Annotated in this window: 15 protein-coding genes; 7 read left to right on the top strand and 8 right to left on the bottom strand. The window is 70.3% G+C overall.

What is annotated here, in order from left to right; all coding sequences use genetic code 11:
* Positions 1 to 33 precede the first annotated feature (33 nt).
* From oxc to ACWPN7_RS08520, 4 genes are all read right to left on the bottom strand, one after another.
* Positions 34 to 1,791, bottom strand: coding sequence for an oxalyl-CoA decarboxylase (gene oxc / locus ACWPN7_RS08505; protein WP_492273248.1), 1,758 nt, complete (start codon positions 1,789 to 1,791; stop codon positions 34 to 36).
* Between the two features lie 41 nt (positions 1,792 to 1,832).
* Positions 1,833 to 2,522: a GntR family transcriptional regulator gene (locus ACWPN7_RS08510; protein WP_014200112.1), complete on the bottom strand. Its 690-nt coding sequence runs from the start codon at positions 2,520 to 2,522 to the stop codon at positions 1,833 to 1,835.
* Positions 2,523 to 2,868: 346 nt separating this feature from the next.
* Positions 2,869 to 3,591 (bottom strand): lipid kinase, encoded by a 723-nt coding sequence (locus tag ACWPN7_RS08515; protein WP_492273249.1) that lies wholly within the window; start codon positions 3,589 to 3,591, stop codon positions 2,869 to 2,871.
* A gap of 159 nt (positions 3,592 to 3,750) precedes the next feature.
* On the bottom strand, positions 3,751 to 4,428 hold the full coding sequence (locus ACWPN7_RS08520) for an HAD family hydrolase (protein WP_103041554.1): 678 nt from the start codon (positions 4,426 to 4,428) through the stop codon (positions 3,751 to 3,753).
* A gap of 212 nt (positions 4,429 to 4,640) precedes the next feature.
* Here ACWPN7_RS08520 and ACWPN7_RS08525 point away from each other — a divergent pair, with 212 nt between their 5' ends.
* From ACWPN7_RS08525 to ACWPN7_RS08535, 3 genes are all read left to right on the top strand, one after another.
* A complete protein-coding gene (locus ACWPN7_RS08525; protein WP_459197578.1) occupies positions 4,641 to 5,759 on the top strand; it encodes an AI-2E family transporter in 1,119 nt (372 codons plus the stop codon).
* Positions 5,760 to 6,086: 327 nt separating this feature from the next.
* On the top strand, positions 6,087 to 6,701 hold the full coding sequence (locus tag ACWPN7_RS08530; protein ID WP_040138445.1) for a DUF2076 domain-containing protein: 615 nt from the start codon (positions 6,087 to 6,089) through the stop codon (positions 6,699 to 6,701).
* Positions 6,702 to 7,089: 388 nt separating this feature from the next.
* On the top strand, positions 7,090 to 8,148 hold the full coding sequence (locus ACWPN7_RS08535) for a Glu/Leu/Phe/Val dehydrogenase dimerization domain-containing protein (protein WP_459197577.1): 1,059 nt from the start codon (positions 7,090 to 7,092) through the stop codon (positions 8,146 to 8,148).
* A gap of 22 nt (positions 8,149 to 8,170) precedes the next feature.
* On the opposite strand, the gene ACWPN7_RS08540 is transcribed toward ACWPN7_RS08535, so the two are convergent.
* Entirely contained in the window at positions 8,171 to 8,836 is a 666-nt protein-coding gene (locus tag ACWPN7_RS08540) for a MarC family protein (protein ID WP_035682886.1), read from the bottom strand.
* Positions 8,837 to 9,072: 236 nt separating this feature from the next.
* On the opposite strand from ACWPN7_RS08540, the gene ACWPN7_RS08545 reads away from it, so the two are divergent.
* The 3 genes from ACWPN7_RS08545 to ACWPN7_RS08555 all read left to right on the top strand — a co-directional run bounded on the left by ACWPN7_RS08545 (position 9,073) and on the right by ACWPN7_RS08555 (position 11,176).
* On the top strand, positions 9,073 to 10,074 hold the full coding sequence (locus ACWPN7_RS08545) for an alpha/beta hydrolase family protein (protein ID WP_103041550.1): 1,002 nt from the start codon (positions 9,073 to 9,075) through the stop codon (positions 10,072 to 10,074).
* A gap of 61 nt (positions 10,075 to 10,135) precedes the next feature.
* Entirely contained in the window at positions 10,136 to 10,819 is a 684-nt protein-coding gene (locus ACWPN7_RS08550) for a class I SAM-dependent methyltransferase (protein ID WP_459197576.1), read from the top strand.
* 123 nt (positions 10,820 to 10,942) lie between these two features.
* Entirely contained in the window at positions 10,943 to 11,176 is a 234-nt protein-coding gene (locus tag ACWPN7_RS08555) for a hypothetical protein (RefSeq protein ID WP_451996370.1), read from the top strand.
* A 17-nt stretch (positions 11,177 to 11,193) separates the two neighbouring features.
* Here the strand turns inward: ACWPN7_RS08555 and ACWPN7_RS08560 are convergent, their stop codons facing one another.
* A complete protein-coding gene (locus ACWPN7_RS08560) occupies positions 11,194 to 12,012 on the bottom strand; it encodes a coiled-coil domain-containing protein (RefSeq protein WP_349622029.1) in 819 nt (272 codons plus the stop codon).
* A 354-nt stretch (positions 12,013 to 12,366) separates the two neighbouring features.
* Between ACWPN7_RS08560 and ACWPN7_RS08565 the strand changes: the two genes are divergently transcribed.
* Positions 12,367 to 13,146, top strand: a complete 780-nt coding sequence (locus ACWPN7_RS08565; protein ID WP_492273250.1) for a response regulator transcription factor — start codon at positions 12,367 to 12,369, stop codon at positions 13,144 to 13,146.
* Between the two features lie 146 nt (positions 13,147 to 13,292).
* Here ACWPN7_RS08565 and ACWPN7_RS08570 read toward each other — a convergent pair whose 3' ends face one another.
* Together ACWPN7_RS08570 and ACWPN7_RS08575 are read right to left on the bottom strand one after the other, a co-directional pair.
* On the bottom strand, positions 13,293 to 13,922 hold the full coding sequence (locus ACWPN7_RS08570) for a hypothetical protein (RefSeq protein ID WP_247881804.1): 630 nt from the start codon (positions 13,920 to 13,922) through the stop codon (positions 13,293 to 13,295).
* 25 nt (positions 13,923 to 13,947) lie between these two features.
* Positions 13,948 to 14,976: a flagellar motor switch protein FliG gene (locus ACWPN7_RS08575; protein WP_014200129.1), complete on the bottom strand. Its 1,029-nt coding sequence runs from the start codon at positions 14,974 to 14,976 to the stop codon at positions 13,948 to 13,950.
* Positions 14,977 to 14,980: the final 4 nt, after the last annotated feature.

Here is a 14,980-nt window from a genome sequence, read left to right on the forward strand (position 1 = left end):
CGGGGGGCTTTGTTTTTATAATTTAGGAAGGCGTTACGTCTTGGGACCCTTGCGGACGGCGCTGGTGGGGTTGAGGCTGCCGATGTTGCCGCTCTCCGACCCGGCGTTGGGGTCGATCACCGCGTTGATCAGCGTCGGCCGGCCGCTGTCCATCGCCGCGCTGACCGCGCGGTACAGCTCGTCCGGCGTCGTCACGTTGACGCCCGCGCCGCCGAAGGCCTCCATCATCTTGTCGTAGCGCGAGTCCGGAACGAAGACCATCGGCGACGGGTCCGACCCGCCCGTCGGGTTCAAGTCCGTCCCCTTGTAGATGCCGTTGTTGTTGAACACCACGATGCACACCGGCAGCTTGTACCGGCAGATCGTCTCCACCTCCATGCCCGAGAAGCCGAAGGCGCTGTCGCCTTCCACCGCCAGAACCGGCTTGCCCGACTCCACAGCCGCCGCCACCGCGAAGCCCATCCCGATGCCCATCACGCCCCAGGTCCCGACGTCCAGGCGCTTGCGCGGCTGGTGCATGTCGATGATCCCGCGCGCCAGGTCCAGCGTGTTGGCACCCTCGTTCACCAGCAGCGCCTCGGGACGTTCCTGCACCACCCGGCGCAGCGCGCCCAGCGCGCCGTGGAAGTTCATCGGCGAGGCGTTGCTCATCAGCTTGGGCGCCATCTTGGCGATGTTCGCCTCCTTGCGCGCCGACACCGCCCCCGTCCACTCCGCCGGCGGCGGCGTCCAGCCCTTCGCCATCCCGGCGGTCAGGGCCGACACGCACGACCCGATGTCGCCGACCAGCGGCGCCACGATCGCCACGTTGCTGTCCATCTCGCGCGGCTCGATGTCGATCTGGATGAAGGTCTTCGACCCCGGCTCGCCCCAGGTCTTGCCCTTGCCGTGCGACAGCAGCCAGTTCAGACGCGCCCCGACCAGGACCACCACGTCGGCGTCCTTCAGCACCATCGAGCGCGCCGCCCCCGCCGACTGCGGGTGGGTGTCGGGCAGCAGGCCCTTGGCCATGCTCATCGGCAGGAACGGGATGCCCGACTTCTCGACCAGTTCGCGCACCGCCTCGTCGGCCTGCGCGTAGGCCGCGCCCTTGCCCAGGATGATCAGCGGCCGCTTGGCGCCCTTCAGCACCTCCAGAGCGCGCGCCACCGAGTCCGGCGAGGGCAGCTGCGCCGGCGCGGCGTCGACCACCTTGACCAGCGAGCGGGCCCCCTCGGCGGCGTCCATCACCTGCGAGAACAGCTTGGCCGGCAGGTCGAGGTAGACGCCGCCCGGACGGCCCGACACCGCGGCGCGGATCGCGCGGGCCACGGCGATGCCGATGTCCTGGGCGTGCAGCACGCGGAAGGCCGCCTTGCACAGCGGCTTGGCGATGGCCAGCTGGTCCATCTCCTCGTAGTCGCCCTGCTGCAGGTCGACGATCTCGCGCTCCGACGAGCCGGAGATCAGGATCATCGGGAAGCAGTTGGTGGTGGCGTTGGCCAGCGCGGTCAGGCCGTTGAGGAAGCCCGGCGCCGAGACGGTCATGCACACGCCCGGCTTCTTGGTGAGGAAGCCGGCGATCGCCGCGGCGTTGCCGGCGTTCTGCTCGTGGCGGAAGGAGATGACCCGCAGCCCCTCGCCCTGGGCCATGCGCAGCAGGTCGGAAATCGGGATGCCCGGCACGACGTAGAGGTTCTCGATGCCGTTGAGCTTGAGGGCATCGATGACGAGCTGGAAACCATCCGTCAGCGCCGGTTCCGCATCGGTGGCGGCCGTGGCTTGGTTGTTGAGGACTGTGACGGCTGACATAAGGGTTACTCCTCCCCGACTCTTATTCGGTTCACGATCGGTCAATCGAGAAAATCGCAGTGCTGTTCGACATGGCGGGCCAGCCCCAGCGTGTGCTCGCGCACCCGCCGCTCGGCCAGGTCGGCGTCGCGCCGGGTCAGGGCGTCGATGATGTCGCGGTGCTCGACGATGGACGTCTCGGCCCGGCCGCCGCGGCGCATGGTGACGCGGCGGATGGCCCGCATGTGGATGAAGAAGCGGTCGGTCAGGTCGGCGATGAGCGTGCAGCCCGAGGCCTGGATGATCGACTGGTGGAAGGCGACGTTGGCGTCGGAATACTCCAGCACGTGGTCGGCCAGTTCGCCTTCGGCGAAGCGGTCGAAGGTCTCGTGCAGGTCGGCCATGCCGCGCTCGTCGGCGCGCTCGACGAAGAGGCGGGCGGCCATGCCCTCCAGGGCGGCGCAGACGGTGATCATCTCGATGATCTCCGCCTTGGTCTTGCGGACCACGAAGATGCCGCGGCGGGGCATGGAGCGGATGAAGCCCTCCTGCTCCAGCAGCGCCATGGCCTCGCGCACCGGGGTGCGGCTGACGCCCAGCGCCTCGCAGAGCTGGCGCTCGTCGAGGCGGATCTCGCTCGGCCCGCCGTAGATGTCCATCTGGGTGATGGCCTGGCGCAGCGCCTGGTAGGCCTTGGCCTTGAAGCTCATCCCCTGATCCAGTGGCGCGACCGAGAAACTCATCGTCTGCATTGGCTGTTCCCGTCCCTGACTCTTCTTTCCCCTCGCGTGGGAGGGCCCCCCGGCTGAAGGGGTTTGGGCCGCGGTTTCGTTGCCCCGGAGAAGGGAAGCGGCTTGGATTGGTGATACGGTATACCAGATACCACTAGCCCGCAAGCGATTATGTTCGCTCAGCGAACTGTTTCACGAACGCACAGGGAGTTAGGGGGAATGTCGCGCCGGGGTTGCGGGGTGTCATGGAGGGAAACGGGCCCCCACCCCGGCCCTCCCCCGCTGGGCGGGGGAGGGAGATGATCGCGAAGCGGCGGCAGTCCCCTCCCCTGCGAGAGCGGGGGAGGGTTATGGAGGGGGCAAGGCCTCACCGCGGCGGCGCGATGACCGCGACGGCTCCGGGCCGCACGCGGAAGCGCGCCGGGGTGTGGGTGGTGATGTCGCCGTCGGTGTTCACCGGGCGGCGGTGACGGGTGGTGATCTCCACCTCCTGCCCGTACCAGGCGTGGACATTTTTCCAATGCCCGTGCCGCCCGCGCCGGAAGTCCGGGTACAGCAGGGGCCACTCCCACCAGCCGCGCAGGTCGATGCTGTAGACGTCAAGCTGCCCGTCGTCGGGGGCGGCGTTCTCCTGCACGGTCATGCCGCCGCCGTAATGGCGCCCGTTGCCGACTCCGATCTGCACCGACTTGACGCGGTGCCGCGCCCCGTTGATGCGGATCTCGGCGCGGAAGGGCGCCATGCGCCGCGCCACGCGGAAGGCCGCCACGGCGTAGCCGAACACGCCCCAGCGCCGCTTCATCTCGCGCGTCAGTTCGCGGGCCAGTTCGACGCTGAGTCCGATGCTGGCGACGTTGAAGAAGGGGACGCCGTTGACTTCGCCCAAGTCGATCCGGCGAATCGGGCCGCTGACGGCGAGTTTCGCCGCCTCCCGCACATCCAGCGGGATTCCCAGCGTGCGCGCCAGATCGTTCGCCGTGCCCATGGGCAGGATGGCGAGCGGCAGGCCGGTGTCGGCCAGCGCCGGAGCGGCGGCGTTCAGCGTGCCGTCGCCGCCCCCGATGATGACCATGTCCACCGAGTTCGGCATGGTCGCGGATCGCCTCGGCGATGTCCTCCCGCTCGCGGCACTCGGCGCGGATCAGGGTGACGCCCGCCGTCGCGGCCTCCTCCCGGATGTCGTCGAGCGCGCGCTGCCCCTGGCGGGCCTTCCCGTTGACGATCAGCAGCGCACGGCGTCGGTCGGCGCTCAGCGTCGGCCTCCCACCTCGTCCAGATGCTCCAGCAGGCTGGCGGGGTCCTCATAGACGCGGAAGGCGCCGGCCCGCTCCAGCTCGTCCTGCCCGTAGCCGCCGGACAGCAGCCCGATGCTGAGCGCGCGGGCACGCCGCGCAGCGAGGATGTCCCACACGCTGTCGCCGACCACGATGGCCGTTTCGATGGCGACGCCGAGCCGCTCCGCCGCGGCCAGGAACAGGTCGGGGTCGGGCTTGGCGTATTTCACCTGATCGCGCGTCACCACCGGCACTTGGTCCGGGTCGACGCCCAGAGCCTCCAGCCCGGAGCGCGCCGTCTCGATCCGCCCGCTGGTGGCGATGGCCCAGGGGATGCCCGCCGCCGTCAGGTGGGACAGCAGTTCCTGCGCGCCGGGCAGCGGGCGGACGCGCCCGGCCAGCCCGCGGAACGCCTCGGCGTGGCGGCGGCGCAGCCGCTCCAGAAGCTCCGGGCTGATGGCGAGGCCGGTCTCGCGAAGCAGCATGTTGGCGAACAGGCCGCCGCTCATGCCGATCTTGCGGTGGATGCGCCAGACCGACAGCTCGATCCCCTCATGGTCCAGCGCCTCCTGCCAGGCCAGCACATGCTGGTAGACGCTGTCGATCAGCGTGCCGTCGAGGTCGAACAGGAAAGCCGTGTTGATGCGGTCCATGGCGTGTGTCCCCAGGCTGAATCCCGCTCCGGCGGAGCCGGCCCCAGTGAGTTGGTGGCAGCCCCGCTGCGCCGCAACGTCCCCCGGATGGCAATTCTGCGCTCCGGCCGGGACCGGGGCGTTGCGGAACTTCACGGCCGGTTTCGCGTCAAGCTCATGCTGCCCGACCGGCAGCGCGGCACAACGAAACCATGGGCGGGGAGCGGACGACCTTGGCACAGCGAGAGGACGCGGACGGGAATCGGCGCTGGTCCATCGATCGGAGGACGCTCGGCCTCTGGCTGCTCGGCCTGCTGGCCGCCCTTGCCGTCCTGTGGGGCCTCGGCGCCGCCGCGCCGGTGCTCATCCCGTTGGCCGGCGCCTTCTTCGTGGCGGTCGCCGTGGCGCCGGTGGGGCGCTGGGTGCGCGACCGGGTGCCGCCGCGGCTGGCCCTGCTCGGCCCGCTCGCCGCCATGCTGACGGTGCTGCTGGTTCTGGCCGTCTTCGCCGGAGGCCTGTGGTTCATCGGCCAGCGCGTGGCCGGCGAGATGCCGCGCCACGCCGAGGAGCTGCAACGCCTCTGGGGGCAGGCGAGCGGCTGGATCGACGGGCTGCGCGAACGGTTTCTCGGCGATTCGGGTGGCGACTCCGACGGCGGAGGCGGCGGAGCGGAGGCGCTGTCCGGCCTCGTCGCGTCGGTGCTGGCGGCGGCGCGGGAGGCCGTCTCGACGGTGGTCATCGTGCTGTTCCTCGCCTTGCTGATGCTGGTCGAGGCCCCGGTCTGGCGGGAGAAGATCGTCAAGACGCTGGGGCCGGAGCGCTGCGCCACCACCGTCACCGCGGTCACCGCCATCGCCCAGCAGTTCCGCCGCTTCCTGCTGGTCAGCACGACGCTGGGGCTGATCACCGGGGCGCTCTACATCGGCTGGCTGTCGCTGTTCGGGATCGACTTCCTGTTCCTGTGGGGCTTCCTGGCCTTCCTGCTGAACTACATCCCGGTGATCGGGTCGGTGGGAGCGGCCACGCTGCCTGTGCTGATGGCGCTGGCCCAGGGCGGATCGACCACCGCCCTGATGGTCGCGGGTGGGCTGCTGGTGATCGAGCAGGTGATGGGCAATTTCATCGGGCCGCGGCTGGAGGGCAAGCAGCTCGCCATCTCGCCCCTGGTGATCGTCAGCTCGCTGCTGCTGTGGAGCTGGCTGTGGGGGGCCGCCGGGACCGTGCTGGCAGTGCCGATGACCGTCCTGATCGCCATCGCGCTCAGCCACATCGACGCGTTGCGCCCCTTCGCCTTCGTGCTCAGCGACAAGAGCGACCGCCGCCGCTTCGAGGCGCGCACCCGGCCGGAATAACGCAGCGCTGTTTTTTCCGCCATTTTTCTGGCGCCCCCCTCTCTTGACAGGTTTCCCGGCCCTCCCCACGTCTCCGGGACCTGTGATCCGGGCCCCTCTGGCGACTTAGACGTGGTCGCGATGTCGGATCTCTTCACCTGCTCTTGCGCCGACGGGCGTGACCGCACTTGGAGGGACTGAATGCTCCCATGGACCCGCGATCCCCAGACCTCTCCCACACCCTCCACATCGTTCCGGCCCCCTCCGGACGCCGCCGCCCACCCAATGGACGACGCGCCGGGGCACGCCCGGACCATCCCTCAAACCACCGAGAGCACGAGCACCGCCATGGACCAGACCGAACGCCAGATCATTGACGACCTCTTCGCCAAGCTGCGTCAGGCCGAGGCCCAGTCCGGCCCACGCGACCCGCAGGCCGAAGCCCACATCCGCGACACCATCGCCCGCCAGCCGGGCGCGCCCTACCTGATGGCGCAGGCCATCGTCATGCTGGAGCAGGCGCTGGCCGCCTCGCAGAACCAGAACCAGGAGCTGGAGCGCCAGCTTCAGGAGCGCCCGGCCGCGGCGGCCGGTGGCGGCGGCATCTTCGGCGGCCTGTTCGGTGGCGGCGCCGCCGCCAAGCCCGCCCCGGCCCCGCAGCAGCGCCCCGGCGGCTCCCCCTGGGGTCAGGCGCCCGGCGCCGCCCCGGCCTACGGCGACCCGCGCGTCGCCGCCTACGCCCAGCAGCCGCAGCGGGCCGGCGGCGGCTTCATGGCCGGCGCCATGCAGACCGCCATGGGCGTGGCCGGCGGCATGCTGATCGGCAGCGCGCTGTCCAGCGCCTTCTCCGGCGGCGGTGAGGCCATCGCCCAGGAGGCCCAGGGCGCCGTCGATCAGGTGGCCGAGGACATCCCCAGCGAAGAGGATTCGTGGGGCGGCTTCGGCGGGGACGAGGAGTTCTGATCCCCGCGGGGACCGGTCGGGCGGCCTCCTCCCACCGCCCGGCCGGTCCCCGGCCACCCTCTCCCGTCTTGAGAGCAGACCGGAAATCATCGTTCGCGGCCCCGTCCGCGACACTTTTCCGACGCGGAACCGTTCCCGCGCTCATCTCCTTGCTTTTTGCAGGCCGGTCAACCGTCCGCCTTGCCAGCATTTTCATGCGCATCTAGTTTCCTTCAAGAGAACGCCCCGTCGCTCCCCCGCCTGTTCAAGAAGGGGTGAAGCACAGGGCAAGGAAAAGCGGACACGCCGAACCATCGCACGGCGCGCGGAACCCTGCTGCGCGCAACGCCCGAGCTTTGCGTCACGGTGATTCCCGCTTTTCAAAAAGAAAAAGATTTTGGAGGAAACCGTGCCGCTGTTCGACCATCCCGATTTCGACGACCATGAACAGGTGGTCTTCTGCTCCGACGCCGAATCCGGCCTGCGCGCCATCGTCGCCATCCACGACACCGCGCTCGGCCCGGCGCTGGGCGGCTGCCGCATGTGGCCCTACGCCAACGACGACGAGGCCCTGCGCGACGCTCTGCGCCTGTCGCGCGGCATGACCTACAAGTCGGCCCTGGCCGGTCTGCCGCTGGGCGGCGGCAAGTCGGTCATCATCGGCAACCCGCGCACCGACAAGAGCGAGGCCCTGCTGCGCGCCATGGGCCGCCACGTCGAACGGCTGGGCGGACGCTACATCGTCGCCGAGGATTCCGGCACCGGCGTTCCCGACATCAAGACCATGGCACTGGAAACCGCCCATGTCTCCGGCGTGGTCGAGAAGGCGACCGCGGGCGGCGGCACGCGCAGCGGTGACCCTTCCCCCTCAACCGCCTACGGCGTCTTCGTCGGGCTTCGCGCGGCGGTACTCCACCGCCTGCACCGCACCGACCTGGAGGGGCTGACCGTCGCCATCCAGGGCGTGGGCAGCGTCGGCGGGCATCTCGCCCGCTATCTGGCCGAGGCCGGGGCACGGCTGTGGGTCGCCGACATCGACGAGGCGCAGGCCCGCCGCGTGGCCGACCGCGTCGGCGCCACGCCGGTGCCCGCCGACGCCATCCTCGATCTGGAGGTGGACGTCTTCGCCCCCTGCGCGCTGGGCGCCGTTCTGAACGACGCCACGATCCCGCGGCTGACCTGCCCGGTCGTCGCGGGTGCTGCCAACAACCAGCTCGCCGAGGCACGGCACGGGCAGGCGCTGGCCGACCGCGGCATCCTCTACGCCCCCGACTACGTCATCAACGCCGGCGGGGTGATCGACGTCTATCACGAGCGCGCCGGTTATGATCATGGCCGCGTGATGACCCACATCGAGCGGATCGCCGACACGCTGACGGAGATCTTTGCCCGCGCCGACATGGATCGCAAACCGACCGCCGCCGTCGCCGACCGCATGGCCCGGCAGCGCGTGGGGCGAAGTCGTTGAACCGTGCCGCGCTGAATCAGGCTCAGCGCCCCGAGGCCAGCACGGGGAAGGCGTCCAGGAGGCCGGTCAGCAGGATCTGGACGCCGACGCAGAACAGCAGGAAGGCGAACAGCCGCGTCAGCACGCGGGCGCGGGTGTGGCCGAGCAGAGCCACCAGCCGGTCGGCGGAGCGGTAGGACAGCCAGATCAGCAGCGCGATGGCCAGCGCCGCCGCCGACACCCCGATGAAGAATTCGGTGAGCCCTTCGGTGCCCCGGGGGCGGGTGGCGCCCAGCGCGATGGCGACGGAGATGGTGCCCGGCCCGGTGGTGAAGGGGATGGTTAGGGGGAAGAAGGCCGATTCCCCGACATCGGAGTCCCCGGCCTCCTCCGCCGGTGCGGCCTGTTCCTGCTTGCGGGCCTCATGCGCCTCCGGCGCGCTCAGCAACGCCCAGGCGCGCTCCGCCACCACGAAGCCGCCGGCGATCCGCAGCGCCGCCAGGGAGATGCCGAAGAAGTTCAGCACATAGGACCCCGCCCACAAGGCGGTCAGCATGACGATGGCCGAATAGACGGCGACCAGCGTAGCGAGCTGCGCGCGCTCCTTCGGGCTGCGCTCCGCCGTCACCTGGCTGAAGATCAGCGCCATGGCGATGGGGTTGACGATCGAGAACAGCGCCGTGAAGGCGAGAAGAAAGCTGTCGAACATGGGACGGGCCGACCTGTGCCTTGGCGGTTGGCGGGGCGCACCGCCGTGGTACAGGCCGGCCCGTTTCTTGGCAAGGCGCCATGATTTGCGGACCCCATTGTTCAGGCTGGAAACACCGTGCTTGCCGTTCGACCGGCAAGACGGCCACACTCCCCCCAGCGGGGAAGTCTTCTTGACGTGATGCCGGAGGAGTTGCGATGGGTCGGCGAACACGACGGTGGGTTCTGGCTCTTCTGATGACCGGGCTGCTTCCGGTCCTGCCCGCGCGGGCGGAAACACCGGCCCAGTTCCGGGCGGCGGTGTCGCAAATCGCCTATGCCGATCCGGGCACGGGCAAGACGGTGCCGATCCTGCTGCTCTACCCGACGCGCGACCACGTCCAGCCGATCCGCCGGGGACCCTATCACCTGAACGTCGCCCCGGAAGGCGGGCCGGCGCTGGATTCCATGCCGCTGGTGATGATGACCCAGGGGCCGGCGCGCAACGGGCTGGCGATGGTCAGCGTCGCCCTGTTCCTGGCGCGCCGCGGGATGATGACCGCCATCGTGACCCATCTCGGCGGCATGGAACCGGGCGCTGACCCCAGGGCCGGCAAGGGCGACCGGGTCGGCACCGTCCCGCTGTGGCCGGAATTGCCGCTGCAGCTCCGCGCCGCGCTGGACGCCGTGCTGGACTCCTCACCCATGGGCTTCCGGGTGGACCGGCAGCGCATCGGCGTGCTCGGCTACGCGGCGGGTGGCCATGCGGCGCTGGCGGCGGCGGGCGGGGTCGCCGATCCGGGTCGGCTGGCCCAGGTCTGCGCTGCCCATCCCGACGACCGGACCCTCTGCCCGGCGGGCGCCAAGACCAACGCCGCGGCCACGCCGAAGCGTTTGGAGGCCGCCACCGACCCCCGCATCCGCTCGCTGCTGCTGATGGACCCGGTCGGCGCGCTGTTCGGGGACGGCGCGCTGTCCCGTGTCACCGTTCCGGTCCGGCTCTACGAGGCGGAGAAGGGCGACGAGAGCGGCGCCCTCCAGGTGGCGCGGGTGCGCGGCCTGCTGCCCCGGCCGCCGGAGTACGACCTCGTCCCCGGCGCCGGCCATTACGCCTTCCTGACGCCGGTCCCGGCCAGCGCCGCCGCCCGCTTCGGCGCGACGGTGCAGGACCCGCCGGGCTTCGACCGCGCCGGATTCCACGCGCGGCTGAACGACGAGATCCTCGACTATTTCCGGCGGACACTGAACGCCGCGCCCTGACCCACCGGGGCCGGAACGCCGCCCAACACCTGCCAACCATCAAGAAAAACGGAAACGCACCATGACGACGATGACCTTGAAGGACGCCCTGGCCGAGGTTCTGGACCCACGGGACCGGACCGTGGTGGATGTCGGCTGCGGCGACGGATCGCTGACCCGCCATTTCGCGGGCCTCGGCGCCCGGGCCATCGGCATCGAGATCAGCGAGGGCCAGCTCGCCCGCGCCCGCAAGGCGGAGCCGGTGGCCGGCGCCGACTACCGCGTCGGCAAAGGCGAGGCGCTGCCGCTGGAGGACGCGTCGGTGGACGCCATCGTCTACTCCAACAGCTTCCACCACCTGCCACTGGCGGTCATGGCCGACGCGATGGCCGAGGCGGCGCGGGTGCTGAAGCCCGGCGGCACGCTGGTGGTGGTCGAGCCCATCGCCGAGGGCGCCTATTTCGAGGTCGTCCTGCCCATCGAGGACGAGACGGAGGTGCGCGCCGCCGCCTACGACACGCTGAAGCACCCGCCGCTGCCGCTGGAGGCGGTGGACGAGACGGTCTATGGCACGGTGGTGCGCTACCGCGACGCCGATCATTACCTGACCCACGTCACCGCCGTGGACCCGGTGCGGCGCGAGCGCCTTCCGCCGGTGGAGGCCGAGGTCCGCCGCCGCTTCGCCGCCAACGGGCGGACCGACGCGGAGGGGATGACCGCCTTCGACCAGCCGATGCGGCGCATGGTCTTCAAGAGGCTGCCGTAAGCACGGACCACTTGGCGGCGATACGGCGGCGTGCCAGCATGAGCGCCGCCGTTTGGTCACAGGCGCGCCATCGCGCGTCCGGGGCATAGTGGAGCGGCATCACCCTTTCGAAGGCCGAAGACCATGCCCCGCCCCTCCTTGTCCCGCTCCGGCCTCTTCCGCGCCGGCTTGCCCGCCGCCGTCCTGCTCTTCCCGACGGCCTTGCTTCTGACCGGTTGCGGTGTGGTGGTCGCCACGGTGGACACGGCGGCCAGCGTCGCCGGGTCCGCGGTCAGCGTCGCGGGCGACGTGGTGTCGGCCACGGCCCATGTGGCGACCGCGCCCTTCCGAGGCGGCGACGACACGAAGGACGAATAACGCTCAGCGCCGGACGCTCACCTCCGGAACAGGCGGCGCCACCAGGGGCGCTGCCGCCGCGCCAGCTCGGTCACCAGAATGCGGCATTGGTCGCGCATCGCCTCGTAGGCGGCGACCTCGGCCTCGCGGTCGCGGCGCAGGCCGTCCAGCGTGCCGGTCAGCCGCTCCAGCCGCTTCTCCAGCTCCGCGCCGGTCCGTCGTTCCTGCTCCAAGGCCGTTTGCGCCTCTTCGCTGCGGCGTTCCGCCGCCTCGATGCGCTGGCGGAAGCCGCGCTCCCGCGCCTCCGTGTCGGCGATCAGCCGTTCCACGAGGTCGCCGATGCGCTTGCGCTCGGCCTCGCGGTCGGCCTGGAGACGGTCCAGCGCCACCGCGTGGGACAGGCGCAGGGCGGCGATCTCCGCGTTCACCGCGGACAGCCGGTCCTCCGCGTCATGAAGCGCACGGGCCATGCCCTGCTCGCGCGCCGAGGTCTCGGCGATCAGCGTCTCGACGAGCTGGTTGATGCGGTCGCGTTCCGCCTCGCGGTCGCCCTGGAGGGTCCCGACCTCCCCGGAGCGGGCCCGCTCCACCTGCCCGATGGCCTCGCGCCAGCGTTCGCGCTCGGAGGCGTGCTCGGCGATCACCCGCAGCCGCTCCGCCCGTTCGCTGTCCGCCGCGGCCTCCGCCTTGGCGATCTGTTCGCCGAGCGTGGCGACCTGATCCCCGTAGACGCGCAGGAGTTGCGTGGTTTCCTCCGACGGCGCCTTCGCCGAGCGCTGACGGGTGGTCCGCTTGGCCGGCGCCGCGGGCGGAGGCGTCGTATCCTCGGCGTTGGAGAGCGGCATCATCTCGGTCATCGCGGCTTATCCTGACAGTCGGGCCTGCAGCGCCACAGTAGCGCGTCCGGCGCGCCGCGCACAGGAACCTTTTTTCCATAGGCCGGGGCCGGGAGACGGTCCGGCAAAAAGGCACTGCCGAGAATTCATCTCGCATTTTCACGGATTTCGTCGGCAAATTTTCCAAAATCAGGTCTGTTAACAGGTTTTAAAACCGCCTTAACGCCGACTCCTGCCTCTCGCCAAGGTATTAACACCAACGATTGACAGTACGGATTTCGATTGGTTTTTTGAATGATGTTTGCAGGCGCGAAAAAGACTTTTCCTAAAAAGCAAAACAATCGCCCTGGTCGATCCGATGCTGCGGAGAGCCCCATGCGTGCTGTTCTGGTTGAACCGAACCCCCTGATCGCCGACGCGCTCGGCCGTCAGCTCGGCATGGGGAAGATCCGCTACGACCGCCAGGACTGGGCCGGGCTGGAGGAGCTTCTGCGGGAGCAGGGCGCGGACGGGCTGGGCTACGACGCCATCGTCCTGGGCAGCGTCGACGATCCGGCGCGCTGCGTCGCGGCGCTGCGGGCGCATCAGGTCGGGGCGGCGATCCTCTGCCTGCTCGACCGGCGCTGCGTGGCGACGACGGTGGAACTGCTCCACGCCGGGGCCGACGACGTGCTGGTTAAGCCGGTGGTCAGCGCCGAGGTGCGGGCGCGCATCGAGGTGGCGCGGCGGCGTTCGCGCGGCCTGCTGAGCAACGCGGTGCGGGTGGGCCAGCTCACGGTGTTCCTCGACGGGCGCGACCCGGAGGTCGGTGGCGAGCGGCTGCGGCTGAGCCAGCGCGAGCACGCCATCCTCGGCGTGCTGGCCGCCCACCACCGCCGCGTGGTCTCCAAGGAGCACATCTACGACGAGGTCTACGGCCTGTCCGGCGCCGACCCGCTGGACAAGGTCATCGACGTCTACATCTGCAAGCTCCGCAAGAAGATCGCCGAGGCCACCGGCGGTGCCCGCTACATCGAGACCGTCTACGGACGCGGCTACAAGTTCGAAGCCCCGCCCGAGCATGAGGACCCTGCCCCGGCCCTGCCGGCGCGCCGGGTGTTGCCGGGCTACGCGGCGTTCGGGCGCGGGGGTGGCGAGGCGCGGCTGGCGGGGTGAAGACGTTGTCGCGTTGAGCCCCCACCCTTCCCACGGCTCACGCCGTGGGCCCCTTCCCTCCCCCGCTTCGCAGGAGAGGGAGTTGATCCCCTCCCCTGCGGAGCGGGGGAGGGTTAGGGAGGGGGCGCGGCGCGACCACCTCCCCCTCACCCAGACCAGTCCGCGCTGAGAACCTCCTCCTCCAGATCCAGCCAAGCCCCGGCCAGCGGTCCCACTGACAGGTCGCCGCCCAGGCCCGCGTCGCCCATGGCTCCGGCGAATCCGTCCTGCATGTCGGCCAGCGCGGCGGAGGACAGGCCGCCGCCGGTCTGCAGCGTCACGTCGAACCGCCGCCCCTCCCCCGCCGCGACGAGCTGCACCGCCCCCAGCGCCGGCAGCCGCATCTGCAGCACCAGCGCGCTTCCCGTCTGAAGGTCCGCCCCGTCGGAAATGGCGCAGAGCAGGCCGCGGCAACCGCCCGCCGCCGTCCCGTCCATCACCGGTATGCTCATCACCCGCCACTCCCGGCCGTCGGCGGTGCGGCGGTGGCGCGGCGCCAGCGCCAAGTCGAGATCGTCCAGCAGCGCACCGCCGTCGAGCTGCTCCAGCAACCGGCAGCGCTTCGGCCCCAGCCACGCCCGCGCGCCGTTGGCGGTCGCCGCCAGGAAGAACGCCAGCCCGAGGCCGAAGGTGGAATCGCAGCGCGGCAGCCCGCCGCGCAGCTCCTGCGCCGCCCGCGGGTCCAGCGCCTCGACCACCGCCAGCAGATGCCCAACCTCGGCGACCGCGTCCGGCATCAGCACACCCATCCGTAGACGGCCATCAATAGACGACGGCGTCCGCTTCGTCCGATTGCGGAAGGACGATCGCCCCGTCGTCGGCCATGGCCTTGGCGACCTGCACGATCTCCGCCTGCGCCTCGTTGACGTCGCGCATGCGCACCGGCCCCATGTTTTCGATCTCGTCCTGGAGGATCATGCGGGCACGCTCGGACAGGACCGACAGGAAATGGTCGCGCTGCAGCGCCTCCGCCCCCTTCAGCGCGATGGCCAGCTGGCCGGTGTCGCAGCGCCGGATCACCGCCTGCAGCGACACGCGGTCGAGCCGCAGCAGATCCTCGAAGGTGAACATGAGCTGGCGGATGCGGTGGGTCGAATCCGGCATCACCGCGTCCAGGTCGGTGAAGATGTCCGCCATGGTGTCGCGGTCGATGCGGTTGAAGATGTCGGCCATCCGCTCGTGCGTGTCGGCGCCGTGGGTGCGGGCGTAATTCGCCATGAACTCGTTGTGCAGGATGGATTCGATGTCCAGCAGCACCTCGCGCTGCACGGATTCGATCTGGATCATCCGCTCGATCACCTCCAGCCGCAGCGCCGGAGCCAGCAGCGGCAGCACCTTGGCGGCGTGGTCGCTGCGCATGCGCGACAGGATGACCGCCGCCGTCTGCGGGTACTCGCCCGCCAGATAGGTGGCGAGCACGGCCTCGTTCACGTTGGACATCTTCTCCCACATGGTGCGGCCGGCCGGGCCGCGGATCTCGCCCATGATCTCCGACACGCGGTCGTCGGGCAGGAAGCGGGAGAGCATGCGCTCCGTGCTGTCGTAGGAGCCGACGACGGAGCCGGTGTTGGCGAAGCGCTCCGTGAAGCTGCGCAGCAGCGCCTCGACGAGGTTGGAGGTGACGTTGCCCAGGCTGGCCATGGCGCGGCTGACCATGCGGATTTCGTCGTCGTCCAGCTTCTCCATCAGGCGGGAGCCGCGCTCCTCGCCCAGCGCCAGGAAGATCACCGCGGTCCTCTCCGACCCGCTCAGGCTCTTGAAATTGTCTCGGATCTTGATCGGCATGCCCATGCTG

This window comes from Azospirillum sp. UENF 312511 (genome assembly GCF_058780635.1).